12 protein-coding genes and 1 pseudogene are annotated in these 25,441 nt (G+C 45.8%); 5 read left to right on the plus strand and 8 right to left on the minus strand.

The genetic code is table 11. The features are described 5' to 3' along the window. Positions 1–5: 5 nt before the first annotated feature. Positions 6–6,008, minus strand: coding sequence for a type I polyketide synthase (locus ACYRY3_RS20630; RefSeq protein ID WP_460203567.1), 6,003 nt, complete (start codon positions 6,006–6,008; stop codon positions 6–8). Further along, a complete protein-coding gene (locus ACYRY3_RS20635; RefSeq protein WP_460203568.1) occupies positions 6,008–11,347 on the minus strand; it encodes an amino acid adenylation domain-containing protein in 5,340 nt (1,779 codons plus the stop codon). Before ACYRY3_RS20635 ends, ACYRY3_RS20630 begins: the two co-directional genes overlap by 1 nt. Before the next feature lie 66 nt (positions 11,348–11,413). Here ACYRY3_RS20635 and ACYRY3_RS20640 point away from each other — a divergent pair. From ACYRY3_RS20640 to ACYRY3_RS20660, 5 genes and pseudogenes are all read left to right on the plus strand, one after another. Beyond that, positions 11,414–12,115, plus strand: a pseudogene (locus ACYRY3_RS20640) (cytochrome c oxidase subunit I); the annotation flags it as partial. A gap of 114 nt (positions 12,116–12,229) precedes the next feature. Beyond that, positions 12,230–12,850, plus strand: a complete 621-nt coding sequence (locus tag ACYRY3_RS20645) for a cytochrome c oxidase subunit 3 (RefSeq protein ID WP_460203494.1) — start codon at positions 12,230–12,232, stop codon at positions 12,848–12,850. A gap of 97 nt (positions 12,851–12,947) precedes the next feature. Next, positions 12,948–13,430 carry a hypothetical protein gene (locus ACYRY3_RS20650; RefSeq protein WP_460203495.1) on the plus strand — a complete coding sequence of 161 codons (483 nt, stop codon included), beginning with the start codon at positions 12,948–12,950 and terminating at the stop codon, positions 13,428–13,430. A 150-nt stretch (positions 13,431–13,580) separates the two neighbouring features. Next, the gene (locus ACYRY3_RS20655; RefSeq protein ID WP_460203496.1) at positions 13,581–14,192 is read left to right on the plus strand and encodes a cysteine dioxygenase family protein; all 612 of its coding nucleotides are present in this window, start codon (positions 13,581–13,583) and stop codon (positions 14,190–14,192) included. Between the two features lie 88 nt (positions 14,193–14,280). Beyond that, entirely contained in the window at positions 14,281–14,763 is a 483-nt protein-coding gene (locus tag ACYRY3_RS20660) for an ArsC/Spx/MgsR family protein (protein ID WP_460203570.1), read from the plus strand. A 265-nt stretch (positions 14,764–15,028) separates the two neighbouring features. Here the strand turns inward: ACYRY3_RS20660 and ACYRY3_RS20665 are convergent, their stop codons facing one another. The 6 genes from ACYRY3_RS20665 to ACYRY3_RS20690 all read right to left on the minus strand — a co-directional run bounded on the left by ACYRY3_RS20665 (position 15,029) and on the right by ACYRY3_RS20690 (position 25,415). Continuing rightward, positions 15,029–15,703 carry a hypothetical protein gene (locus ACYRY3_RS20665; RefSeq protein WP_460203571.1) on the minus strand — a complete coding sequence of 225 codons (675 nt, stop codon included), beginning with the start codon at positions 15,701–15,703 and terminating at the stop codon, positions 15,029–15,031. Between the two features lie 539 nt (positions 15,704–16,242). Further along, positions 16,243–16,479, minus strand: coding sequence for a DUF3134 domain-containing protein (locus ACYRY3_RS20670; RefSeq protein ID WP_460203497.1), 237 nt, complete (start codon positions 16,477–16,479; stop codon positions 16,243–16,245). A gap of 461 nt (positions 16,480–16,940) precedes the next feature. Then, the gene (locus tag ACYRY3_RS20675; RefSeq protein ID WP_460203499.1) at positions 16,941–17,408 is read right to left on the minus strand and encodes a chemotaxis protein CheW; all 468 of its coding nucleotides are present in this window, start codon (positions 17,406–17,408) and stop codon (positions 16,941–16,943) included. Between the two features lie 16 nt (positions 17,409–17,424). Further along, a complete protein-coding gene (locus ACYRY3_RS20680) occupies positions 17,425–20,394 on the minus strand; it encodes a hybrid sensor histidine kinase/response regulator (RefSeq protein ID WP_460203500.1) in 2,970 nt (989 codons plus the stop codon). Between the two features lie 230 nt (positions 20,395–20,624). Then, positions 20,625–24,761 (minus strand): GAF domain-containing protein, encoded by a 4,137-nt coding sequence (locus tag ACYRY3_RS20685; RefSeq protein WP_460203501.1) that lies wholly within the window; start codon positions 24,759–24,761, stop codon positions 20,625–20,627. 129 nt (positions 24,762–24,890) lie between these two features. After that, entirely contained in the window at positions 24,891–25,415 is a 525-nt protein-coding gene (locus ACYRY3_RS20690; RefSeq protein WP_460203502.1) for a chemotaxis protein CheW, read from the minus strand. Between the last annotated feature and the right edge of the window lie 26 nt (positions 25,416–25,441).

Genomic DNA, 25,441 nt, shown 5'->3' on the forward strand with positions numbered 1-25,441 from the left:
CTTGCTTATTCCTCTTCAAACTCAATGCTTCCAAATGCTTTGTCAAGTTCATCCCGATCCAGCAACGCAAGTGGGAAATCGGAAGGTATGTAGCCCCCCGCCTCAGGAGATTGGCAGTGGGCAATGAGCGCTCGCAGTGTCGCCACACAATCTTGTGCTAGTGCCTCGACTGTCGCCCGTTGATGTAAATTCTCACTGTACGTCCAATTCAAGTGCAGACAACCTCCAGTCACAAACCCATTAACCTCCAACAGATGACTCCGGCTTCCCCGTGGGCTGTGGAGCAGACCGATGGGCTCATCGGTTGGTACGAATAGAGAAGAGTTGGGCATCCCTCGATCTAACTGACCCAAGTACAGAAAACTCACCTCTGCTTGGGGAAGAGAACGCAATTTCTCGGTAATTGCCCCATTCTCGCTTAAGTACCGCAGTATGCCATAACCGATGCCCTCATTAGGAATGCAGCGGAGTTGCTCTTTGACGGCATTCAACACGGCATCGGGATGGGCAACGTCTTCTAAATCCAAAAGTACGGGGTAGAGGGTGGTGAACCAGCCTACAGTCCGTGATAAATCTATATTTGGGAAGATGACTTCTCGTCCGCGACCTTCCAAATCAACTAGTAGCGATCGCTCTCCCGTCCATCGGGCAAAAGCTTGCACTAGGGCTGTGAGCAGCACGCCGTCAATCTGTGTTCGATAGGTTGCTGGAACTTCCTGCAGCAGAACTTCGGTCTCGTCAATACTGAGTTCTACAGACACAGTCCGAGCCGACACTACGGTATTAGCACACTGAGGATAGTCCACTGGTAAAGGGGAAACCCATCTACGGGGCTCTGTAAGCCAGTAATCCAGTTCTTGTTGCAATACGGGTGACTGAGCATACACCTTCAGGTGTTTAGCCCACTGCTTAAAGGAAGTTGTCTTGGGTGGAAGCTGAATTGCTTTACCTTGGCTCAGCTGATTATAAGCGGTTTGAAGATCCTCAAGCAAGATCCGCCAAGAGACCACATCTACCGCCAAATGGTGGATGACTACCAGCAGTCGGTCGGGCTTTTGTCCTCCCAGGTTAAAAAGGGCAACCCTCACCAGTGGACCTTCGGAAAGGTTCAGGCTAGTTTGTAATTCGTTAGCAGCAGCTTCTATCGCTCTTTCTTGCTCTACTTCTGGTAGCGCTGACAAATCCAGCCGTGAGAAAGGCACTGTCTCACCAGAGCCAGCAATCGCCTGCTGCCAACTCAATTGTTCTTGCACAAAACGCAGGCGGAGGGCATCGTGGTGTTGTAGCAAGTAGCACACCACTTGCTCCAATAACGTGGGGTCAATAGGTTGTCCCACCTTCAGTAACATTGCTTGGTTCCAATGGTGGGGGTCAGCTAGCTTTTGTTCTTTGAACCAATGCTGGATGGGTGTTAGGGGTAGCAAACCCATCACCAAGCCTTGTTCCGCTTGGATAGTGTCGATGGTGTCTACCACTGCTGCCAACTCGGCAATGGTTTGGTGTTCAAATACCTGCTTGGGGGTAAACTGCAGACCTGCTTGATTTGAGCGAGCGATAATCTGAATGCTGAGAACCGAATCCCCACCCAACTCGAAGAAGTTATCATAAATACCCACTGGCTCGATACCCAGTAATTGCTGCCAAATATCAGTCATGGTTTGCTCAACCTCAGTTCTGGGGGCAACATAGGTACTTTGCAAGTTAGGTCTGGAGTGGAGTGAAGGCGTACCTACTTGCTTTGAATGTTCTGGCTTTTGTAAAGATTGAGATTTAATCCATTGGTCGATTCTGGCTTGTAGGTCTCCCGTTGAAATTGCTATCTGAGTCACTCTATCCAAGGATAAAACTCGTTTAAAGACTTCCACCCCTTCTTGGGCTGTCATGACCAATTCTGCAGCTTTTGACGTAATTTCTGGGATCGCGTCTGGTGTTACAGCCAATTCAGCTGCTTGGGCGGTCAGCCAGTTATCCCAGTTGACGCTAAGCCAGGGTAGAGAATTTGTCTGGTTATGCTTGTAAACAAAGGCATCCGTGAAGAGGTGTGTTGCAGGATAGGCAGCCATGCCCAATACCCCCAAAATCGAGGATAATGAGGAGACTAACAAACAAAAATCCAAATTTTTCCCCTGCAAAACCTTTTCTAAGACAAAGAGCCCTTGCACTGTTGGTCGAAATTGCTCCTCGCATTCACTTCGACCGATCGCTTGAATATTTCCAACTAACTTGAGCCCTGCTGCGTGGACTACACCATGAATCTCACCAAAGCTCTTGGATGCTTGAGCGATGACCCCGAGCATTTGATTTTCATCGGTCACATCAGCGCCGATAACCAAGACTTCTGCACCTAATGCTTCTAACTCCTGCACTTTGCGGAGCTTGCGGCTAACGTCATCTCGATCGCCATGAGTTGCCAGCCATTGTTCCCACTCCTGTCTCTCAGGCAGAGCAGAACGTCCAATAAGAATCAATTTGGCTTGTACTGCTTGAGCCAGGTGCTCTGCAACTTGTAGACCAATGCCTCCGAGTCCACCTGTAATCAGGTATACACCTTTTTCTCGCAATCGCCTCCTGTTGGTGATGCTTTCATCCAGGTGAACTGGTTCAAAGGTTTGCACCCATCGATGATGACCACGGTAGGCGACAACTAAACCAGATGGCGGCACAAAGAGTTCGGCAATGAGTTGGTCTATAATTTGGTTGCTGTGGTCAGCCCCTAATTCGGGAAGAACCACATCAATACTCTGGCAGGTGATATGTGGATATTCTTGAGGAATTACCTTACAAGCTCCTAACACAGTTGCCTTCTCAGGACACAACCTCTCATCGCCAGTCACCTCGTGTACGTTGTTGGTTACTACCGTGATTGCGATATTATTTACAATATTATGTTGTCCAAGTGCCTGCACCAGGAAAAGCAAACTATAAAAACCTAAATTCTGACACTTTTCAAAGAACTCAATTCCCGATCGAGTTTCTGCTGTGATACTCCATAAATGAGCTATTGCTTGTGGAGTTTTATTCAGTGTGCGAAGTGCCTGGAGCAAGCGATCGTAATCCTCTCGTTGCTGGGGATTAATTGCATACACGCGATCGCTGAGTTTGATGAATTGCTCTCCTAGCATCACAGTAATGACATCTTGGCCCTCTTGTTCCAGCCGATTTGCCAGTTGCGAGCCTACCCCACAGGCATCGGCAAATACCAGCCAGCACGATTGTTGCTGTGTGAGTTCTCCCGCACTGGGTGAAAGTACCATGGATCGTTTCCAGGAGGGAAGATAAAACCAGTCTGCAACATTCGGCTTTTTGCCTAGTGTGCTTTGAGAATGAGTGGCATCGGCTGTTTTGGCTTGGGGTTCAATCCAGTAACGCTGTCGTTCAAAGGGGTAGGTCGGTAAGGGCAACCGATGACGGCGCTCTTGGTCATAGAACCCAGACCAATCTACCTGGACACCAACCAACCAGAGTCTACCTAAGGTATTCAGCAAAAATGCTAGATCCGACTGTGAATCTTTGGGATGGCGGAGCGAAGCAAGAACAACCACACCGTCCACCTTTTGAGCAAGGGCAAAGTTGCTCAACGTCCGGCCAGGACCCACTTCCAGCAGTATGCGGTTGGGTTCTTGCACCAGATGAGCCATTCCTTGGGCAAATTGTACGGTGTGCCTTAAATGTTTCCCCCAATAACTGGGATCGGTTGCCTGGTCTGCAGTAATCCAAGTGCCAGTAAGGTTGGACACAAAGGGAATTTTGGCAACCTTCAAATTAACTTTTTTGACCTGCTTCGTGAATTCCTCTAGGATGGGTTCCATCATTTGGGAATGAAAGGCATGGGAAGTGTGCAGGCGGCTACAGCCTATACCCCGTTCGGTCAATTGAGTTTGCAATGTATCAATTGCTTCAGTAGTCCCTGAAACCACACATACAGAGGGACTATTGCTAGCAGCCAGCGAGACGTTCTCCTTTAGGAAGGGTTGAACTTCTTGCTCTGGCAGTGAGATGGAAAGCATGGCACCTGCGGGTAATTGCTGCATCAGCCGCCCTCGGGCTGCTACCAGCTCCAACGCTTCTTCCAGAGAAAAGACACCAGCTAGGCAGGCAGCTACATATTCCCCGATGCTGTGACCGATCGTTGCCTGAGGACGCACGCCCCACGCTTCCCACAACTGGCTCAGGGCATACTCAATTACAAATAGGGCAGGTTGGGTAATTTCAGTCTGTTGAAGGTGTTGTGCAGCTTCTTCAGTTTTTTCCTTGCTAGGATAAAGCACTTGGCGCAGATCTAGCCCTAAGTGGGGTTTAAGCAGGTCACAGCAGCGATCGACACAGTCACGAAACGTCGGCTCGTTTTGATAAAGTTCCCAGCCCATGTTCGCGTACTGGGCACCCTGTCCGGGAAACATAAACACAACTGACCGATGACAAGGCTCTTGGAAGTGCGTCACAACTCGTTGTGGGTTCTGGGTCTCAAGCGCCGTAACAGCATCATCAATTGTCTCGCAAACCACCATCCGGCGATAACTCAAAGTTTTACGACCGACTTGGAGTGTATAAGCGACATCAGCTAAGTTCAATTCGGGTTGCTGCTTGAGGCAATCGACTAGATTGGCAGTGGCGGTTTCCAGTGCGGAACCTGTCTTGGCAGAAAGCACCAACAACTTTTGTGCCCGCCCAGGTTCACTAGTCTCGACGGTGGGCGCTTCTTCAAGAATTACGTGGGCATTGGTTCCTCCAATACCAAAGGAACTCACCCCAGCGCGGCGGGGAGTGTTGCTCTTTTTCCATTCTGATAGCGTGCTATTAACATAGAAGGGACTGTTAGCAAAATCAATTTCGGGATTGGGAACTTCAAAGTGCAAGCTGGGTGGGAGCAACTGATGTTTGAGAGCTAGAACGGTTTTGATCAAGCTGGTTACCCCAGCAGCTGCACCCAAATGTCCAACATTCGTTTTTACTGAGCCGATGGCACAAAAGTTTTTCTTGTGGGTACTGGCATGAAACACCTTTTTTAAAGCTGCAATTTCAATTGGGTCACCCAAAGCCGTTCCGGTTCCGTGAGCTTCGATATAGCTGATTGTCTCGGGTTCAACCCCAGCCAGGGCAAGTGCCTCTGCTATGACTTCCGCTTGACCATCTACACTGGGTGCTGTATAGCCAATCTTTAAAGCACCATCATTATTAATAGCTGAACTTTTAATAACTGCGTGAATGCAGTCGCCATCTGCGATCGCATCCTCCAATCGCTTCAAAACCACAATACCTACACCGTTGCCATTCACCGTTCCCCGCGCCTTGGCATCAAAGGCACGGCAATGACCGTCGGGAGATAAAACTCCCCCTGTTTCATAACGATAACCAGTTTTGTGGGGCACAGAAATCGAAACACCACCAGCTAGAGCAACATCGCTTTCGCCATTCAGCAAACTTTGACAGGCAAAGTGAACGGCAACTAATGAAGTAGAACAGGCAGTTTGGACAGTAACACTTGGCCCCTTGAGGTTTAATTTGTAAGAAACATGAGTGGATAGGAAATCTTTATCATTTCCAATCAACGTTTGGAAACTGGTCTCTGATTCTGAAAAATTTCGGTTTTGATAAAGGTTGTACAAAAAATAGGTGTTCAGGTCTACACCTGCGTAAACTCCAATCCGACCTGCATGGGTTTGGGAGTTGTAACCGGCACTTTCAAGAACCTCCCATGCATGCTCTAGGAAAAGACGATGTTGCGGGTCCATCATTTCAGCTTCTCTGGGAGAGAAACCAAAGAATGAAGCATCAAACAACTCTATGTCATTCAGGATAGCTCCTGCTTTAACATAATTGGCATCATTCCATACAGCACAGTCAATACCTGAAGATGTCAGTTCTTCATCCGTGAAAAAAGAAATTGATTCGACTCCATCTTGCAAATTCTGCCAAAATTCGGCAATATTTTTCGCTCCTGGAAAACGTCCAGCCATGCCGACAATCGCTATTTGCTCGAGGTGATTAAATGCGTCTGAGCTACTCATCATGAACCCCTTGCTAAGTTATTCGTTGCCCGATTTTTTTGTCTGAGTTGCCTTTGTTGCTTCATTAAGTCTTTACGACCTTGAGCTCGCTCTTGGGTGTGCTCAAAGGATGGTCGTTCGCTTTGCTGTTGACTGTAATAGTTAGCCAAAGCACTGATGGTTGGATATTGAAAGATATCAACCATTGATAATTCCCAATCCAAAGCTTGACGCAGTTTGCCATGTACTTGAATGACAAGTAAGGAATGACCACCGAGATCGAAGAAATTGTCATGTATGCCGACTTTCTCCACTTGAAGCACCTCTTGCCAAACAATGGCGATGGTTCGCTCCAATTCGGATTGGGGTGCCACATAATCTGCTGTCAATTCAGGGCGCACACCTTGTTGTGGAGAAGGTAAGGCTTTGCGGTCTACCTTGCCGTTAGGCGTCAGAGGTAGGGTAGAAAGCAGTACAAAGGCTGACGGCACCATGTAATCAGGCAACTTTTCGACCAGGAAACGGCGCATTTCAGCGATTGTGGGTTCCTCCCGATCCTGCTTCGGAACAACATAGGCCACGAGACGTTTGTTGCCGGGGGCATCTTCCCTAGCTGTAACTACAACCTCATGCACCGCAGGGTGATGGGACAGCGTTACCTCGATTTCTGGCAAATCTATCCGGAAGCCTCTCAGCTTGACTTGGTGGTCGAGGCGACCAAGGAACTCAATGTTACTATCGCTGTTGTAGCGGGCTAGATCCCCAGTTTTGTAAAGGCAAGCCCCTGGGTCTGAGCTAAAGGGATTTGGGATAAACTTCTTGGCAGTCAGCCCAGGCTGGTTGAGATACCCACGCGCTAAACCGTCTCCTCCAATATAAAGTTCCCCTGGAACCCCAATCGGCAAAGGTTGTAGATGAGAGTCCAGAATATAGACTTGCGTGTTACTAAGCGGACGACCAATGGGGACAGAAATACCAACCCGGTCAGCAGTCGTGATTGGATAGCCGCAGGTGAAAGTAGTCCCTTCCGTTGGCCCGTAACCATTAATTAATCGGCAGCCTTTTATCTTTTGGAGGACTGTCTGTACGTGGGAAACCGATAAAACATCACCACCTGCCAGGAGTTGCCGAACCTGCTCAAGACCTTCAATATAGCCCTCCACCATCTGGTTGAACAAGCCAGCTGTCAGCCACAGCGTTGTCACCTGGTATTGCTGCAGAATCCTTCCCAATTCTTCTAAAGATGGCATCCGAGCGGGGAATACTACCAGTCGTGCTCCGTTAAGGAGGCAACCCCAAATTTCAAAAGTTGAAGCATCAAAGGAAATCGGGGCAAACTGTAGGAAAACTTCTTCTGCAGTCAGTTCGGCATAGTTGGTCTGCTTGACCAAGCGTACCACGCCCCGATGCGGAACGGCAATTCCTTTGGGTATCCCTGTTGACCCAGAAGTATACATTGCATAAGCTAAATTGTTAGGCTGTACGTCATTAGTCAAGTTCTCCTCGTTCTGGTGGGTATAGTGGGTGGTAGAGTCGTAGGCATTTGCTTCCCATCCCGCGTCCAGGCAGACCACCTCGGTTTTCCCTATAGGTAACTTCGCCACTAGGTGCTGCTGGGTCAACAGGACAGGTACCTGGGCATCCCCTAACATGAAGGCTAGCCGCTCTATCGGTAACGTGGGATCTAAGGGAACGTATGCTCCGCCTGCCTTAAGAATGCCCAGTAGCCCGACTACCATCAAGAGCGATCGCTCCAAGCAAATGCCAACCAGTGCCTCTGGTCCCACTCCTAACGAACGCAAGTAGTACGCTAGCTGATTCGCCCGTCGATTCAGTTCGGAGTAGGTTAGTTGCTGGTCTTCAAAGACCACTGCTACTTTGTCGGGGCTTCGTTCCACCTCAGCTTCAAACAACTGATGGATACACTGCTGTTTCGGGTAATCAGTTCGGTTATCATTCCACTCCACTAACAGTTGGTGCTGGTTTTGCGGTGTCAGCAACGGTAAGTTTGCAAGCCGATGTTCGGGGTGGGCGACGATACCTTCGAGTAACGTCTGGAAATGAGCGAGCATCCGGTTAATGGTGCTAGCATCGAACAAGTCGCTGTTGTATTCCAACCACCCCACCAGTCCCCGGTCTGTGTCTTCCATCGACAGAGTTAAATCAAACTTTGCAATTGTACTGTCCATCGACAGGGGGTTTAAGGACAGACCGGGTAGTTCCAGTGTTGGCATCGGGGCATTCTGGAGGACAAACATGACCTGGAACAGGGGCTGGTGGCTGAGGTTGCGCTCGGGCTGTAGTGCTTCCACCAGTTGCTCGAAGGGCAAATCCTGGTGGGCATAGGCATTCAAAGCCACTTCTCGCACCCGCGCCAGTAACTCCGAGAAACTTGCGTTGCCTGAGACCTGAGTGCGTAGAACCAGTGTATTGACAAAAAAGCCAATTAATGACTCTGTCTCGCTGCGGTTGCGATTGGCAATTGGGGAACCAACACAGATATCCGACTGCCCGGTATAGCGGTAAAGCAAGGTTTGGAATGCCGCCAGTAGGGTCATAAACAAGGTGACCCCATAACGCTGGCTCAGCGCTTTGAGCCCTTGACTCAACGGTTCGGGCAACGCCAGAGATTGGGATGCCCCTCGGAAAGTTTGAACCGGTGGTCGCGGGCGATCGGTGGGTAACTCTAAGACGGGGGGAGCGCCAGCCAGCTGTTGCTTCCAATACTCCAGCTGTGCTTGCAGCACCTCACCACTCAGCCACTGGCGCTGCCAGTGAGCAAAGTCAGCATACTGGATGGGTAATTCTGGCAACGTCAAAGGTTGCTCTCTAGAATAAGCTTCGTAAAGCGCCGCTAGTTCCCGAATCAGTACTCCCATCGACCAACCATCGCTGATAATGTGGTGCATCACCACCAGCAGTACGTGTTCGGTTTGATTCAACTGCAGCAGTGTTGCTCGTAGCAATGGCCCGTTGCTCAGGTCGAAGGGTCGTTGAGCTTCAAGGGCGATCAGCCGTGAAACCTCAGTTGACTGCTCATCTGGTGCCAACTCGCGCAGATCTACCATCGTCAACTTGAAGCTGGAAACTGGGGCGAGCGCTACAATCGGTTCCCCATCCACCCTCATAAAGGTGGTGTGCAAAGTTTCGTGGCGGCGGACAATTTCATTAAAGCTCTGCTGTAGAGCCGCTACGTCGAGCGAACCGCTCAGGCGCACGGCGGCAGGTATGTTGTAAACAGCGCTACCTGGCTCTAATTGATCTAGGAACCACAGCCTTGCTTGAGCAAACGACAGGGGTAAGTGTGTGTCTCGCTTTATCGGTACCAAGGGCGGAGTGTGCAGACCACCCGAAGCGCGACGTGCTGTGTCGATGTGCTCGGCTAGCCCCGCCACTGTCGGTGCCTCAAAAAGTACGCGCAGGGGCAATTCCACACAGAAGGTGTCGCGCAACCGGGAAACCACTTGGGTCGCAAGCAATGAATGTCCCCCCAACTCAAAGAAATTGTCGTGGATACCTATGTTTTGCACTCCCAGGATATCAGCCCACGTCACAGCCAGCATTTCCTCAATGGGAGTTCGCGGTTTGACAAACTTACCTGATAATTCCGGTCGAGTTGTCTCAGGTACCGGGAGGGCACGGCGGTCTACCTTGCCGTTGGGTGTCAAGGGTAGAGTTTCTAGTATTACTATGGCAGAGGGCACCATGTACTCGGGTAGCTTTGCTTTCAGGAAGTGGTGCAGTTCCCCAATTGTTGAACCTGATGTCTCATTGACTACCACATATGCCACCAGGCGCTTGTTGCCCGGTACATCCTCCCGAGCTATGACCACACTCTCGCGAACCCCTGGATGCTGTTGCAGCACCGACTCTATTTCTGCGAGTTCAATACGGAAGCCGCGAATTTTTACCTGGTTGTCAAGGCGACCGAGGTACTCAATGTTGCCATTGGGTAAGTAGCGAGCATGGTCACCAGTTTTATACAAACGCTCCCCTGGCTTTGAGCTAAAAGGATTGGGGATGAACTTTTCTGCCGTCAGTTGCGGGCGGTTGAGGTAATCCCGTGCCAAGCCGTCACCACCGATATACAATTCCCCTGGCACGCCTATCGGTACTGGTTGCAACTGTTCGTCCAACAGATAGACTTGGGTATTTGCAATCGGGCGACCGATAGGGATGGAATTTCTTATCTCAGTTCCCCGTGGTACCGCGTAGCAGCTGGTGAAGGTTGTATTCTCCGTCGGACCATAGCAGTCGATCAACTGACATTCTTTGAGGAGTTGATGAACCTTTTGGACATGGGATACTGATAAAACATCACCGCCTGCAAGTAGTTGACCTACCAGCTCCAGGTCAGAGAGTCGCTCGTCTACCATCAGGTGGAACAATCCTGCTGTCAACCACAGTATTGTCACCTGGTATTGCCTCAGGGCAAGCCCTAACTCCTGCAAAGATGGCATATGGGCAGGCATGACCACCAGACGCCCACCGTTGAGCTGGCTGCCCCAAATCTCAAAAGTTGAGGCATCAAAGGAGATGGGAGCAAGTTGCAAGAACACCTGTTCTGCGCTCAGGTTGGCATAATTGTTTTCTTTGACTAACCGCACGACTCCCCGGTGTACAATCCTCACACCCTTGGGTGTGCCGGTAGACCCTGAGGTGTAAATGACATAGGCGAGGTTGTCGGGTGTGACTTTGCTCGTAAGGTTTTCTATGCTGTGGTCGGTGTGGCTCTGAGCACCGTCGTCGGCATTGGTTTCCCAGTTGCTGTCGAGGTAAACAATACTTGCCGTGTGTTCCGGAAGTTTCTCAGCCAAATGCTGTTGGGTCAGTAGCACCGATACACGGGCATCTTTGAGCATGAAGGTCAAGCGTTCTTGGGGATAGGCTGGGTCTAGGGGAACGTAAGCCCCGCCAGCTTTGAGAATGGCTAACAGCCCCACCACCATCAAGAGCGATCGCTCCAGGCAAATGCCAACGAGTACTTCTGGTCTCACCCCTAGGGAATGCAAGTAGTGCGCCAGCTGATTCGCACGACAGTTTAACTCAAAGTAAGTCAGTTGTTGGTCTTCAAACTCCACTGCCACAGCATCCGGTGTGCGCTCCACCTGTGCTTCAAATAACTGATGAATACATAAATCTTTCGGATAATCCGTCGCTGTGCGATTCCATTCCTCTACTAGAGTCAGGTGTTCTGCTTCTGCTAACAGTGGCAAGTTGGAAAGCCGATATTCGGGATGGGCAACGATACCTTCGAGTAAGGTTTGGAAATGGGCGAGCATCCGGGTAATGGTGCTAGCATCAAACAGGTCGCTGTTGTATTCCAACCACGCTACCAGTCCTTGCTCGCTGTCCTCCATCGACAGAGTTAAATCGAACTTTGCAATTGTACTGTCCATCGACAGGGGGTTTAAGGTCAGACCGGGTTCACCATCTCTACCCTAATCGTTGCCGTTCCCACTGGCGTCAAGATTTTTGGCTGGGTTGCTACCCTTTGGGGAGGCAAAATTCGCTTCACATCAGCCATGCTCTTCGCCATCGGCTTGCTATCTATGTTTGTCATGGGTGGTTTGAGTGGTGTGACGATGGGAACCGCTCCCTTTGATGTTCACGTTCACGATACATACTACGTTGTAGCGCACTTCCACTACGTCTTGTTTGGCGGTTCTGTATTTGGTATTTATGCCGGTATTTATCACTGGTTCCCTAAAATGACAGGACGGATGTTGAATGAACCTTTAGGTCGCATTCACTTTGTTCTGACTTTTATTGGTACAAACCTGACTTTTCTACCCATGCACGAATTGGGTTTGCAAGGAATGCCCCGACGGGTTGCAATGTATGACCCGCAATTTACCACGATTAATCAGCTTTGTACTTATGGCGCGTTTATCTTAGGAATATCAGTCCTTCCATTCACCCTCAATATCATTTGGAGTTGGATTGCCGGACAAAAAGCTGGAGACAACCCTTGGAATGCATTGTCCTTAGAATGGACAACCTCCTCTCCACCTCTAGTTGAAAACTGGGAAGTCTTACCCGTTGTGACAAAAGGTCCCTACGACTATGGCTTGAACGGTCATAGTGCTGCTCCACAAACAGGTGAAACGGCTGTTCCCGCTCAGTAGTTGCTAACAGCTAATGGCTAATAGTTAATGGCTAATGGTTAATGCTAAATGCAATTAGCAATTAGCCATTAACACAAAACAACTCCACTCTTTTTGGACATATTAAGGTTCACAATGGACGCAGCAGAAAATATTAACAACCCTATTGCTATAGAAACAAAGACGAGTGTAGCCCATCACGAAGAACATCCAGATTTACGTGTTTTGGGATTGTTAGCATTCCTCGTCTCAGAATCCCTGATGTTTGGCGGCTTTTTCGCCACCTATTTGTTCTTTCGCAGCGGTGCTGAGGTTTGGCCGCCAGAAGGAACAGAAGTAGAGCTTTTGTTACCTACAATCAACACCATCATTCTGGTATCCAGTAGCTTTGTCATTCATTTAGGTGATGCAGCAATCAAGAAAAATGATGTCCAAGGAATGCAAAAGTGGTACAAACTCACCGCAATCATGGGCGCAATTTTCTTGCTCGGTCAAGTTATTGAGTACTTAACTTTGGGATACGGTCTGACTACCAATGTATTTGCTAACTGCTTTTACTTGATGACTGGCTTCCACGGTTTACACGTTTTTGTCGGACTTTTATTGATTTTGGGTGTGTTATGGCGTTCCCGCCGTCCCGGTCATTATTCTGCTACCAAACACATTGGTATTGAAATGGCAGAAATATACTGGCACTTTGTAGACATCATTTGGATAGTTCTTTTCACCCTGCTGTATATTCTTACACAGTTTTAGGAAGAAGGGTTAGTAGTTAGTTGTTAGTGGTTATGAGTTTTATGCCTACTACCTACTAACTACTATCTACTAACAATTCCCGATGAAGGAGGTTTTCATGCAAGTCGAAGCGGAAAGATTTTCTTGGTTTCAAATTCCAGAAGATATCAAAAAGTTATTGATACTGGCAGCAGAAAACTGGGAAAATACTTTAGAATCAGAGAAATATATGAATCAAGCCTTAGCTAAAACGGAGGAATGTACAGACGTTTTGGTGGCTGCTTATAGATATTTTTTTTACAAAAACAATTACACAATGGCACTGCAAACAGCAGTCAAAGTTATAGATAAAATTAAAGAATTAGAAAAGCTACCTACTCAATGGGAGCAACTTAAACCAATATTAGCCAGCCAAAAAGACGAGCCCAGCATTAGACTATACCTCAATGCCTATGCTGCCTCTGGTTTGGTTTTAGCAAAGCTTGGAGAAATCGAGCAAGCTAAAGAAATCAGTGCTAAAGTGAAAGAAATAGATGAAAAAAATGAGTTTGGGGCAGGTATTTTATATGATATTTTGACACGTCCCAAAGACGAAGACTGATAAATTTTGGATTTTGAACCGCATCCTGTAGCAGATGGATACAAACAGACACATGAATATTGTTCGCGTTTGTTTGCGTCTATCTGTGGTTTCAATTTTACATTTATAATCCAAAACTCAAAATCTAAAATTACCTAATTCTTTAAAGTTATGAAAGGTAGGGATTGGCTTGTCACTGATGACGGACAGTATCAAGTCTGTAAATCTGTTAGGGCATGGGATTTACTGAGGGAGAATTATCGCCTGCATCGGTTTCTAACTGAGGTGGAAGATGCTCTCACTGGTGTTGAGGATGAAACTGCTCAACTTCCAGAAATTCGTATGTTGGTTAGGCGGTTAATTGTTAACTCATACTGGGTACAAAGCCGATATTTAGAACCTTGTCCCAAAACTGGAACTTCAATTCTACTCTTATATGATGAGTTAGGTTTTCCATTCACCGTTCAAACCGTGACATTTGCACCAGGAACTGTATCAACAATCCACAATCATGGTACCTGGGGAATAGTCGCAGTGTTAAAGGGAGAGGAAAGAAATACTTTTTGGCAGCGAATTCCTCATTCAGAGTTTAAAGACAAAATTGACCGAACAGGAGAGCTAACTCTATTTCCTGGTGACATTATTAGCTTCACTCCTAATGCCATTCATAGGGTGGAAGCTGTCGGTGACACACCAACTGTAACTTTTAATATTTATGGCGAAACTCGTATGCAAGAACGCTTTGAGTTTGACCCCGTCAAGCATACTGTTAAAAACTTTTAACTTTTGTCCCTTGTCATTTGTCCTTTGTTTTTACTAATGACCAATGACTAATGACTAATGAACAATGACTAAATTAGGAGATATTTCTATGGCAAGAGTCATTTTTTATGAAAAACCGGGCTGTAAAGGTAGTATTAAACAAAAAACTCTGCTAACAGCCGCAGGTCATCAAGTTATCGCTTACAACTTGCTGACTGAACCCTGGACTGCCGAGCGTTTGCGCTCCTTTTTTGGGAATCGTCCTGTCTCTGAATGGTTTAATCGCACAGCTCCACGGGTACAATCTGGTGAGGTAGTTCCGGAAAAGTTGGATGCGGAAACAGCTTTATTGCTGATGCTTAAAGAACCTATTCTCATTCGTCGCCCTTTAATGGAAGTGGGCGATCGCCGTGAAGTCGGTTTTGATGTTGCACTGATTGATTCGTGGATTGGTTTAAAGCCTGTAGATGAATCCTTAAAAGAAGTGAGTGAAACTTTAATGCAACAAGACTTACAAAATTGTGCTCACGGTCACGGTCACGGTCACGGTCATGGTCAGCACAAGCACGAACAGGGTTCTTGCAAGCATTAAAAGTGATCTTCTTCACAATATCTTCATTTTATCTGACTAAATTTAATAAATAAGAACGCTCCTGTAAATCAGGTTCGTTTTGAACACAGGTGCAGGTGACCCCTCTGCACCTTTTTTTATATTTGACAACATAAGTAAGTCGGCGTAAATCATCATAACTGATTTGTAGTTGGGACGCATGCGCTCTCAGCGCTACTACGAGCCACATCCAAAGATTTTACTTTTCGCTACATAGTTTGGTTTTTTCTCGCCGACTTACTTAAGTTTAAGTGTCTTTATTTTCCGCAAAGATTAACTGCCCCTCTTTATATGCCTGACGTAAGGCTATAGCTTCAGCTACAATATGCTGCGCGGTTAACCCTTCTTCATCCATCATCTTTTGTAAGGTTGTACCAGTCTTTTCATCTGCTTCATGAATGGGTGGTATTTGGCAGTATCTTCTACCATCCCTTGTCCGCCGCCAAATACTGGGTTTTTCAGCCTTTGTTTTTCTTGGAGTACGTTGTTCTTGAATCAAAGAACGGACAGCCTCTTGTGTGATTGCAGTTAAATCAAGAAGCTTGTCTATCACTGTCTGATACTTCTTACTATTTTCCGCTAGCTGATATACGGTTCTTGGTTCTATGTGTGCTAACTCACCGGGCAAAAATTTCCCGAATGCTGTAGCAATCTTGAGGTACCTTTTTTCCTCCCCTTTCCAGCCTTTGTCATTAAGTAGCTTTTTGTACTCCTTCAATGACAGATTCTGTTTTTGCTCTGCTAACCAGAAAGCATGATGCAAAATCGCCTTAGTTACTTCAGTTAAGCTTTGGAAGCCAAAATTCTCGTTACCAATGCCATTAATCGCATTTTCTTCAAAAGACTGTTGCTCAAACTCTGATTTTGCTTTAGGTGCTTTGTTAACTCGGGTTGCGATCGCACTGTGGGTTGGAGTCATAATCCAGCTTAAATAATTAGGTTTTCTTATTGGAACTCAGTTGTCAGGGCGCAAAGCCTTACACCCCTACCGATGGACTTCATTTACCTGAAAAGTGCTATATTGTTTACCAGTAAAGTGTTTTATAGTAGTACTTAACTAATAAACTAACGCGTGTCAAACGGCTGGGCATGTGAGAGACTCCTACCCTTGTTAAGGTGATAGCCGAACAAAAGCTTTCTTAGAACAATTGTACTATTTGTCAGAAAAGAAGAATCCCCGAACATACTTAAATTTGAAAATAAATTATGAAATTTTTATACAAATATTTAAGGGTGAGATAATTCTGCCCAATTTAGGGGCTTCCAAATAAAAAAGTCTCCAATATTTCTTGTGATTTCTTGGAGATGCCTTAGCTAAAAAATTGCCAAGTCGCAAAGATTTTGTTAACCTCTTTGGGACTTGGCGTGAAAGCTTAAGTAGCTACGATGTAAATTTTTGCACTATACTTGGAGATAATTATGCGATAGCTTCGCTACTGCCTTCGGCAGATCGGATCGACTCTAATCGTCATCTAAATCTATTCCTACATTGTCATCATCAGCATCGAAGGCGATATCATCAAGGTCTATTATGTCTGAGATTTCTTCGACTTCATTTAGATACTCAGATTCTTGAGGTTCACGCGCCATAAGACGACCATTTGATTTCAGCCATTCTATGAGAATAAACTCATTACTTGAACGAATGACCGTGGCTCGACGATTACGAGGTTCTTCACGTAAAGGACTGTTAAACATAAAAAACTCACTGTGAATTGGAGAAACTAGAATGAAACAAAAACTGGGATATTTGGGTATTTCAATAACATATTGCACCTCCTCAAGAAGGGGAAGCGCGGCATAGCTCTACATACTTTTCACTAGTTTTGCGTCCCAGACACTACAACCCTCTTCACACACCTATATTCCGAAAAACCTGTTTGAGGTCTTTCGATAGGTTGCCCATCATAATCTGAATAGAATACCTCCAGAAATATTAGATGTAGAGAGCTAAATTCGGAAAGGCGTCAGTTACATGACCGAAAATATTTCTCAACCATCGGATCGTAACACAGTTTGCTGTTAAATGCTTAAAGATAAGAATGTGGAGTATGAGGGGGTTAGCCTGTGGACAGAGTGTGGCCTACGGTTCGCCGATGTTGCAGGAAGTAAACACCAAAGTCCACATCTGTATATGTATGGGTAACTTTGGGTAGGTTTTATGTAACGGTAGGATGTAGTGAAGACTCTATGCCTTTTAAATCAAGTAAAAAGATTGTTTTAATCGCCTCTTTATGAGACAAAACAACTACATGACTGACCATGTCAGTAGCTAGGTTACTGTAACTGTCGGATTTTGGCAGCGGGCGTATTGTCTCCAGTGGTAACTCTATAAGATCGGGAGGCTCATTAACCAACACACCACACAATTGTCCCTGGGAATCGCAAGTAACCACCAAAAATGATGCATCTGGCATTGTAAGTAAGCTATCCGAACTCAAATGCTGGTGCAAGTCCAATAATTTAATCATATGTTTGCCAACTTGGACTAGCCCCATTGTTGTTAGCTTTTTAATGTTAAAATCGGAACAATTCACTACCTTTAGGACATTGTTAATCGAAAGTGCTAGGAGATAATCTGCCACTTTGAAAACAATAAATTTTTCTGTATTTATCTCGTTATACACAAATATCTCCCCCATCTTAATTCTGATATTTTTTCTCTAGTACATCTGTTAGTGTTGATAACAGCATATGCTCTAAATAAGGCTTAGTAATATAAGCATTGGCTCCTAATTTAAAAGCCAGCAAACGATGTTTCTCGCTACTTCGAGAAGTTAGCATCACGACTGGAATGTCTGCCAAAATAGGGTCTTGCTGGCGGGTTTTCAAAAACTCAAAACCATTCATGCGAGGCATTTCGATATCACAGAATACTAACTGAATATCTGCACAGTACCGGAGTTGTTCAATTGCCTCATAACCATCTTTAGCCTGAAGCACTTGATAGCCAGCTTTTTGTAAAGTTAGCGCTAGAGTTTGGCGTACAGTGATTGAATCATCTACGAGAAGAATGGTTTTAGATAGTTTTTCTTCTAAGCTAGGTGATGGTGATTCCGCTAAAGCAGCACGAGTTTGGATGGGTAGTTGCAATTGCTGATACTTTAACGCTGGGAGTGAAGATACCGAACTAACAAAGTTATGACTGGTACTGTCATAGGTTGGCTGCTTGGATAGACGATCTATTAGTGCAGTTGCATCAAGTACAAGTGTCAGACGACCATCAGCTAAAATACTTCCTCCATATATATAAGGAGGTGGTACGATCGCATTTCCTAAAGGACGGATGGTCAATTCCTGGTCGCCGAAGAGTTGGTCTACTTCGAGCCCTAAAAGTTGCTCCTGACACCGGACAAGAATCACAGGCGTCATTTTATGTCCCTTGACAACAAAAGAACCTTTAGGTTGAGGGACTGAGGGTTGAACCATTAATGATGAATAATTTAAAACTGTAGCCAGTTGGTAAATCGGAATGAGGGTCTCAGAACTCTCCTTACACCATCGAAGGGCTTTACCACCTTCCCAACATCTTACTTGGTCAGCCGTAGGGATAATAATTTCCTCGATCGCATTGGCAAACAAAGCATAGATTTTATCGCCGGCTTGGCAAACTAACAATTTATCAATGGTTAGGCTGAGAGGAATTTGCAGTCTAAACATTGTGCCCTGGCGTGGTTCAGAATAGACAGAAACCGAACCTTGAATCGCTTGTAAATGAGCGCGAACCACATCAAGACCAATACCCCGCCCGGAGAGGGCATTTACACCAGATGCTGTAGAAAAACCCGGTTCAAAAAGCAAATCAATAAGTTGAGCCTCACTTAATTGAGTGGCATATTCTTGCGATATCCGCCGCTCTTCTACTGCCTTAGCACGAATCTTTTCAAAATCCAATCCTTGACCATCATCCCGAACTTCAACAATCAAATACCTGCCTTGACGATAAGCGCGAATTTCAATTAGACCTTTCTCCGGCTTACCCCATTTTTCTCGAACAGCAGGGAGTTCGATTCCGTGGTCAAAGGCATTACGGACTAAGTGTAGCAGGGGATCGTATAACTTCTCAACCACTGCTTTATCAATGGGAGCTTCACCCCCATGAAACTCCAGCGTAACTTGTTTTTTATGTACAATTTCTAACTTTTCCAAGATACGAGGAAATCTCTCAAAAAGATTTCCTAAAGGTAGCATCCGAGCTTCCATGAAAGAGTCACGGGTTCCTGTCAGCAATCGATGCTGTTTTTCAAGAGACTCTTTAGATTGGCGGGCGAACATTTCTACAGCATCGGTAGCTTCTGCTAATTGTAAAGAATCTTCTACAATTGACTGGATAAAGCTTTGCAACTCATTTAATTTGGAATTTTTCACCCCAGATGAACGAAGTAGTGAGTTGGGTAGCTTTGCCAACTCGAAGGAAGTACCGTGCAACTCGATGGGTCTATTTATTAATTCGATTTGTGCGTATCTGTTACGAACTGCGGTTGTTGTTTGGAATTCTAAATTTTCTGTTTCAAATAATTCTAAATTTTCATCATTCAACCCCAAGCCAAAATCTTGTAATTGATTGAGTTGTTGTTGATATTTTGCAAGTCGGGAGGTGAGTACTCGAACTGCAGTCCAAAGCTGTTCAGTTTGTAGAAACTGGCGGTTTTGGTTGGTAAGCAATTCCCCAATGAAATAATTAAGTTGTTCTAAATGTTCAACATTGACTCGTACAGTTCCGGCGGAGGGAGGGGGCGAAGGGGGGTTTTGGGTGGCTTGGTCTGATATTGGGAAATTTGAAATTGGATTGCCGTTATAGGAGTTGATAATCGTTTCCCTCGAAGACGTTTGCAGCCCACTCAGTTGCTGTAAAGCTCGTGAGGGTTGACCGCCTTGGTCGCGATCGCCATTTAGTACAGATGTCCTTGCCTCCTGAAAGTTTACCAAAGCAATACGACCAATAGTCACAGCTTGGCTGGGATAATTTTCTAGAGCCGTTAGTACTGCTTTAGCAATGGCTTGGAATCCCGGCAAATTTAATGACTCACCCAAACCAAAGAAAATTTCAGCCTGATTTCTTAGGGTAGCGGTGATGTGTTCCGGGTTACCACTAGCTATGACTGCAGCAAGTTCATCTAACCGCTGGGTCACTCCTACTTCAAATACCGATTGTGTCAAATCAAAGCCCAATTCTTCTGAGTTAGGAATATACGCTTCTGGATCGAAAGCATTTCCTATCTTCTCTTGCAGTTGGGCAAGGATAACAGTAGTTCGGTGAACAAGCTCCGCCTCATTAATCGGTCTACCCGTGAACTCAGCATTTAAGACGAGGTGAAGACACTCATAGCCCTGAAAAAGTAAAGCTTCAACTTCTGAATCAATAAATAAATTGGGTTGGCAAATTGCTCTAAATACATCTTCTAAAGAGTGAGCAACTGTTGCGATCGTTTCCAAGCTAATGCTTGCAGCTGCACCTTTTAGAGTGTGAGTTGCTCGCATTAAGTTATAAGCTTTATTAATATCATAACCCTCTCGAAGACCGAGCAATTCTTGTTCTATTTCTTGCAGCAGTTCCTGTGCTTCTTGAAGGAAATATTGGTAAGTTTGTTCGTAAAATGATGGTTCGGTCATTAGTAGTTAGTAGTTAGTGGTTAGTAGTTAGTAGTTAGTGGTTAGTTAATGAATTAGTAGGGTGGGCACTGCCCACCATATTTAGTTAGTAAATTAGCACTGCCCACCATATTTAGTTAATGAATTAGTAGGATGAGCACTGCCCATCATATCTAGGTGCTGGTGGGCGGTGCCCTAGTTTATTGGTTGTTAGTGTTGGTGGGCGCTACCCTACACCAACCACCAACCTTTCAATTCACTTTGAATTGGTCAGCACTGGTCTGGAGGTTTTGAGCCATGACCCGAAGTTCCTTAAAGGAGGTAGAAATCTCGATAGAATTCTCCCTTGTGGTATTGGCAATAGTTGCCACTTCTGTCATAGTTTGAGTTACCGATTCAAACTGTTGAGTTTGTAGTTGAGTTGCTTGAGTAATACCTTCCACAAGCTGACTGATTTGGGCTGTCGCGGTAACAATAGCATTGAGGTTTTGGCGGGCGTCGTGAACTTGTGTTGTTCCTGTTGCAACTTGCTGGATGGCGTGTTCCATTGCGATAGAAACCTCTGCCGTGCCTTTTTGGATTTCTTCAACCAGTTGCTCGATTTCAGTTGCCGCATCAGCAGACTGACGGGCTAGAGTCCGCACCTCATCTGCAACGACAGCAAAACCGCGTCCGTACTGTCCGGCTTTGGTAGCTTCAATTGCGGCATTGAGGGCAAGCAATTGAGTTTGAGTTGTGAAATGACCGATTAAATTAACGACCTTGGAGACTTTTTGGGAAGATTCCGAGAACCGTTTGAGGCGCTTGCTGGTTTCTGCCACTGTCTCCCGAATGTCAAGAATCCCATCCACAGTGCGGTTCATAGCTGCATCCCCTTGCCGAACAATTTGGTTAGCTTGCTGTGCGGCTGCTTCCACCTGTTGGGCGTTTGCCGCTACAGCTTTAGTGGAATTCGCCATTGTTTGGATTTGCTCCAAAGCATTATTAAGTGACTGAAATTGTTGCTGTGATTGTTTGGCTAAACCAACGATCGCAGAAACGCTTGCTTGTGATGTTTCAGCGACTTTTCTCGAAGCTGTCTGCACCTGCATGACAATCTTTCGGAGACTCTGCAAGGTGTTGTTGTAAACATCAGCAATGGTGCCGACTTCACCTTCTGTAACTGTAGCCCGGACAGTGAGATCCCCATTCAGCGCTGGTTGTACCGCTGACAGTAACTGAATAACCTCCATCTGGAGTTGTTCTTTTGCTGCTCTTTCCCGTGCGCCTGCTTCTGTTAATTGCTGTGCGGAAGAGCGCAGTTTTTCTAAGTAATCTGCTTGTTGCAAAGCCAGACCGATTTGCACGCCGACTTGAGCCAGCAAGTTGATATCTATTTGCTCCCAATTACGCGGGCCATCATTCTGATAAGCCCCCAACAGCCCCCATAATTGGTCGCCCTTAAAAATTGGTGCAATCATGTAAGCTTTTGTGCCCCACTTTTCCAGCAGTTGGACGTGGCATTCCTGATGCCCAGCATTGTGGAGATCGTTGACGGTGAAAGTTTCTTTGCGGCGATACCGACCACCCTTCGTTTCTTGGAGGTAAGTATCTTCTGCTTTGGCTAGGTCGGTACCTACCACTTTAGGCCAATCACTGCCCACATCCTCGACTAAAAATTCACCACTCCAATCCGGGTCAAAACGATAAATACCTACCCGGTCAGTTTTAAACTGTCTTCGTAATTCCTGAACAGCCATATGCAAAAGGTTGTCCAGTGAAAAGTTTTCTTGAATCAAAGCTAGTCCCAATCTGTAAACGAGTTTGCTGTAAGCGCTTCCTTGTTCAACTGACTTGGCTAACTTCTGTGATTGCACGCGAAGTTCGTCAATATACTCCGCCTGTTGCAGTGCGACTCCCAACTGCAAACCTATTTGTGTCAGTATCTTAACTTCGGTTTCTTCCCAGTGTCGGGGTTCGCTGTGTTGAAAAGCCGAGAGCAATCCCCAAAGTTTCTGCCCTTGGAATATGGAAACAACGACACAGGATTTGACTCCAAAATTTTCTAAGGCTTCAACGTGACAATCAGCCAAACCGCCATTGTAAACATCATCAACAACAAAAGGTTCATTGTTGTGGAATCTGCCGCCCTGATGTTCGTTTAAATAAGGGTCTTCCCAGCCACTACCAACCAATTTAGACCATCCCCCAGATTGTGACTCAACGACAAAATCACCAAAATAATTTGGACGGAACTTATAGATGGTGACCCGTTCTACGTTCAGAAATTTCCGGACTTCGTGAGCCGTTGTTTTGAAAATAGTGTCTATATCTGAGGATTGGCGAATCTTATCGATCGCTTTAGCCGCCGCCCGCTCCATCTCTGCTATTTTGGTTATTTGGGCAGATTGCTCTTTGAGTTGTTTGAGATATTCAGCCTGTTGTATGGCTACCCCAAGTTGATTGCCAATTTGGGTAAGTGTCTTGATTTCAGCCTCTTCCCAATTTCGGGGGTTGGAGTTTTGAAAGGCTGCTAATAATCCCCAGAGCTTATTGCCTTTGATAATTGGAGTAATGACATAGGCTCTGGCTTGATACTGTTCTAAAACTTCAATATAACAAGGTGAAAACCCAGCTTGGTAAATATCGTTAACAGATCTAAAGTTTCCTGGCGTTGTGAAGTATCCCCCTTTAGTTTGTTGCAAGTAGGTGTCTGTAACTTTAGCGACACCTCCTCCAAGAATTTTTACGCTGCAATTGCTGACATTCTCTCGTATAAGGGGGTTTTCTAACTGTTCCTGCATGAGAGACGTCCAACCAGTTGCTACCGACTCGGCAACAAACTCCCCACTCCAATCTTCCTCAAAGCGGTAAATCACTGCTCGTTCGGCTTTCAGCAAATTTCGGACTTCTTGAGTTGCCATTTTAAAAATGGCATTAATGTCCAAGGGCTGGCGAATTCTATCGATAACCCGAACGACTGCTCTTTCCCTTTCTGCCGCTATTTGCTCTGATTTTTGCTGGAGTTGGGCGGCTGATTCTGCTAGCTTGAGGATAGTGCTGAGACGACCACTCATGAGTGACAGGAGTGTTATTTCAGAGTTTTGCCAGTGTCGGGGACCGGAGTTTTGAAACACAGCCAAAAGACCCCAGAGTTGTTCTCCTTCAAAAATGGGGGCGATGATGTAAGCCCTTGCTTGGTATGACTCTAGAGCTTCACGATAGCAGTCGGAAAAGCCAGCTGTTTGGACATCATCAACTCGCTTAATGCCTTTTCCCTTGACAAAGCTACCACCTTGTGTATCTTTTATGTGGGAATCGGTATTGCGAGCAGCTGGATTGCCTAACAACTTCACCGTACAACGGTCAGAATCTACCATATTGTTTGAATTCAAGACGGTGTCTTGCTCTTGAAGTAAGGAGACCCAGCCAGCTGCAACAGACTCGGCAATAAATTCACCACTCCAGTCAGGGTAAAACCGATAAACACTGACTCTGTCAGCTTTGAAAAACTGCCGTAGTTGTTGGGTGATGTTACCAAGAGTGACGCTGGCATCAGAGGATGGAGGAATTTTTTGTAGAATTTGAGCCAAGACTTTTTCTTGCTTGGCTTCTTCTTGTCTCTGACTTAAAAGTTCTACGGTTTGCAGATTGAGCCTCAGTTCTGTAAGAATCTGCTGTAGCAAGCTCAATTCTGCTTCCTGCCAATTACGGGGGGTGGCACATTGTTGGACAACAAGTAATCCCCAAACTTGCCCTTCCAGTACAATCGGTAAACTGAGACTGGTTTTGATTTGGAACTGTTTGAGAAGTTGCAGTTGGTAAGCGCTAAAACCACTCTCATAGACATTGTTGAGAGCGACAACTTGTTGTTGCTCGTAGTCCGCTAAGTATTCCTTCCCAAAAACAAGCGCTGGTAGGGTTTCTCCTAAAGTTGGAGTATAACCAGATACCAATGATTCTGCCAGCACTATGCCATGTTTTTCGGAATGACAACGATACACTAGGGCTCGGTCTACCTGTAATGATTTGCGAATCTCTGTAACTGTTGTTCGGAGTAAGGTATTGGTATTTCCTGCTTGCCTCATTTGATGAAAGATACCGAACAACTTTTGCCGTTCGTGCTTGCAGTGTTCTTCAGTTGCGATCGCTATATTGGTTTGAAACTGCGTTTGTAATTCTTGAATCCATTTTTCTAACTGCAGAACTTTGTCACGGGCTTCTGCTTTAACTGAATATCCCTCTTGTTGGAGGTCTACTTTAACAGCCGTCACTAAATCCAAAGCTTTGTGTAAATCAAAATTTTCTTTTAACTTAGCTTTGTCCCCATCACCATTGTTGTAACTTGGTGATTCATCAAAGGAAGATTGGTAATTTAGCATCTGTTCGGTTTGGTCAAAATCCTGCATGAAAATACCTATAAGAATTCACAATTGAAAATTAAGTAGGGTGAGTAGTGGTCATCATGATTGATAGCGGTGGGCAATACCTACATCTATAACTGGTGGGCTATCAATATACGGTAAGCAGTGTCCACCCTACACCCTATTTCCTTGATGTGCTTGCCATAGAGGGCATTGAATAATAGCTGTGACATCTAAAACGAGGTTGTCTCCGGGCAAAGCTCCCAAAACAAAAGGCAGTAGTGAACGAGGAAATAACCCAGCTACCGCCCTTTGCAGTTGTTGCAAGTCGTGTAACTCAATATCCTCAACTCGCTGTACCACCAAACCCACAGCCTGTTGATTCACCTGAACCACAACCGCCATTGGAGTTGCGACTATTGGCAAAGGGTAACCAATGAGATTGTTGAGGTCTATCAGCCAAAGCATTTCTCCTCGCCAATTACAAATACCCAAAACGCAACTTGGCATTTCCGGAATTGGCAGAATATCAATTGTGTTAACTTTGATAACTTCTGCAACCTGTTCTAAGGGCAGTAAGGCACTGTCTTGGAATCCCAGAGGACAACGAAGGAATTTAGAAAGGTTTGTTTCAGGAGGTAGTGGATCGAATCCTAAAGGGTCTAAATGACTGGCTGTTAGGGATGAGTTAATTTGCATATTCCATAAATATTAAAGATAATTTG

The organism is Scytonema sp. NUACC21 (genome assembly GCF_054684315.1).

What these genes read in the sequence shown, in the direction of transcription:
- ACYRY3_RS20690 (WP_460203502.1), bottom strand. Translation starts at nt 25,415, where the DNA reads ATGCAAATTAACTCATCCCTAACAGCCAGTCATTTAGACCCTTTAGGA.
- ACYRY3_RS20660 (WP_460203570.1), top strand. Translation starts at nt 14,281, where the DNA reads ATGGCAAGAGTCATTTTTTATGAAAAACCGGGCTGTAAAGGTAGTATT.
- ACYRY3_RS20630 (WP_460203567.1), bottom strand. Translation starts at nt 6,008, where the DNA reads ATGAGTAGCTCAGACGCATTTAATCACCTCGAGCAAATAGCGATTGTC.
- ACYRY3_RS20680 (WP_460203500.1), bottom strand. Translation starts at nt 20,394, where the DNA reads ATGACCGAACCATCATTTTACGAACAAACTTACCAATATTTCCTTCAA.
- ACYRY3_RS20650 (WP_460203495.1), top strand. Translation starts at nt 12,948, where the DNA reads ATGCAAGTCGAAGCGGAAAGATTTTCTTGGTTTCAAATTCCAGAAGAT.
- ACYRY3_RS20635 (WP_460203568.1), bottom strand. Translation starts at nt 11,347, where the DNA reads ATGGAGGACAGCGAGCAAGGACTGGTAGCGTGGTTGGAATACAACAGC.
- ACYRY3_RS20685 (WP_460203501.1), bottom strand. Translation starts at nt 24,761, where the DNA reads ATGCAGGATTTTGACCAAACCGAACAGATGCTAAATTACCAATCTTCC.
- ACYRY3_RS20645 (WP_460203494.1), top strand. Translation starts at nt 12,230, where the DNA reads ATGGACGCAGCAGAAAATATTAACAACCCTATTGCTATAGAAACAAAG.
- ACYRY3_RS20655 (WP_460203496.1), top strand. Translation starts at nt 13,581, where the DNA reads ATGAAAGGTAGGGATTGGCTTGTCACTGATGACGGACAGTATCAAGTC.
- ACYRY3_RS20670 (WP_460203497.1), bottom strand. Translation starts at nt 16,479, where the DNA reads ATGTTTAACAGTCCTTTACGTGAAGAACCTCGTAATCGTCGAGCCACG.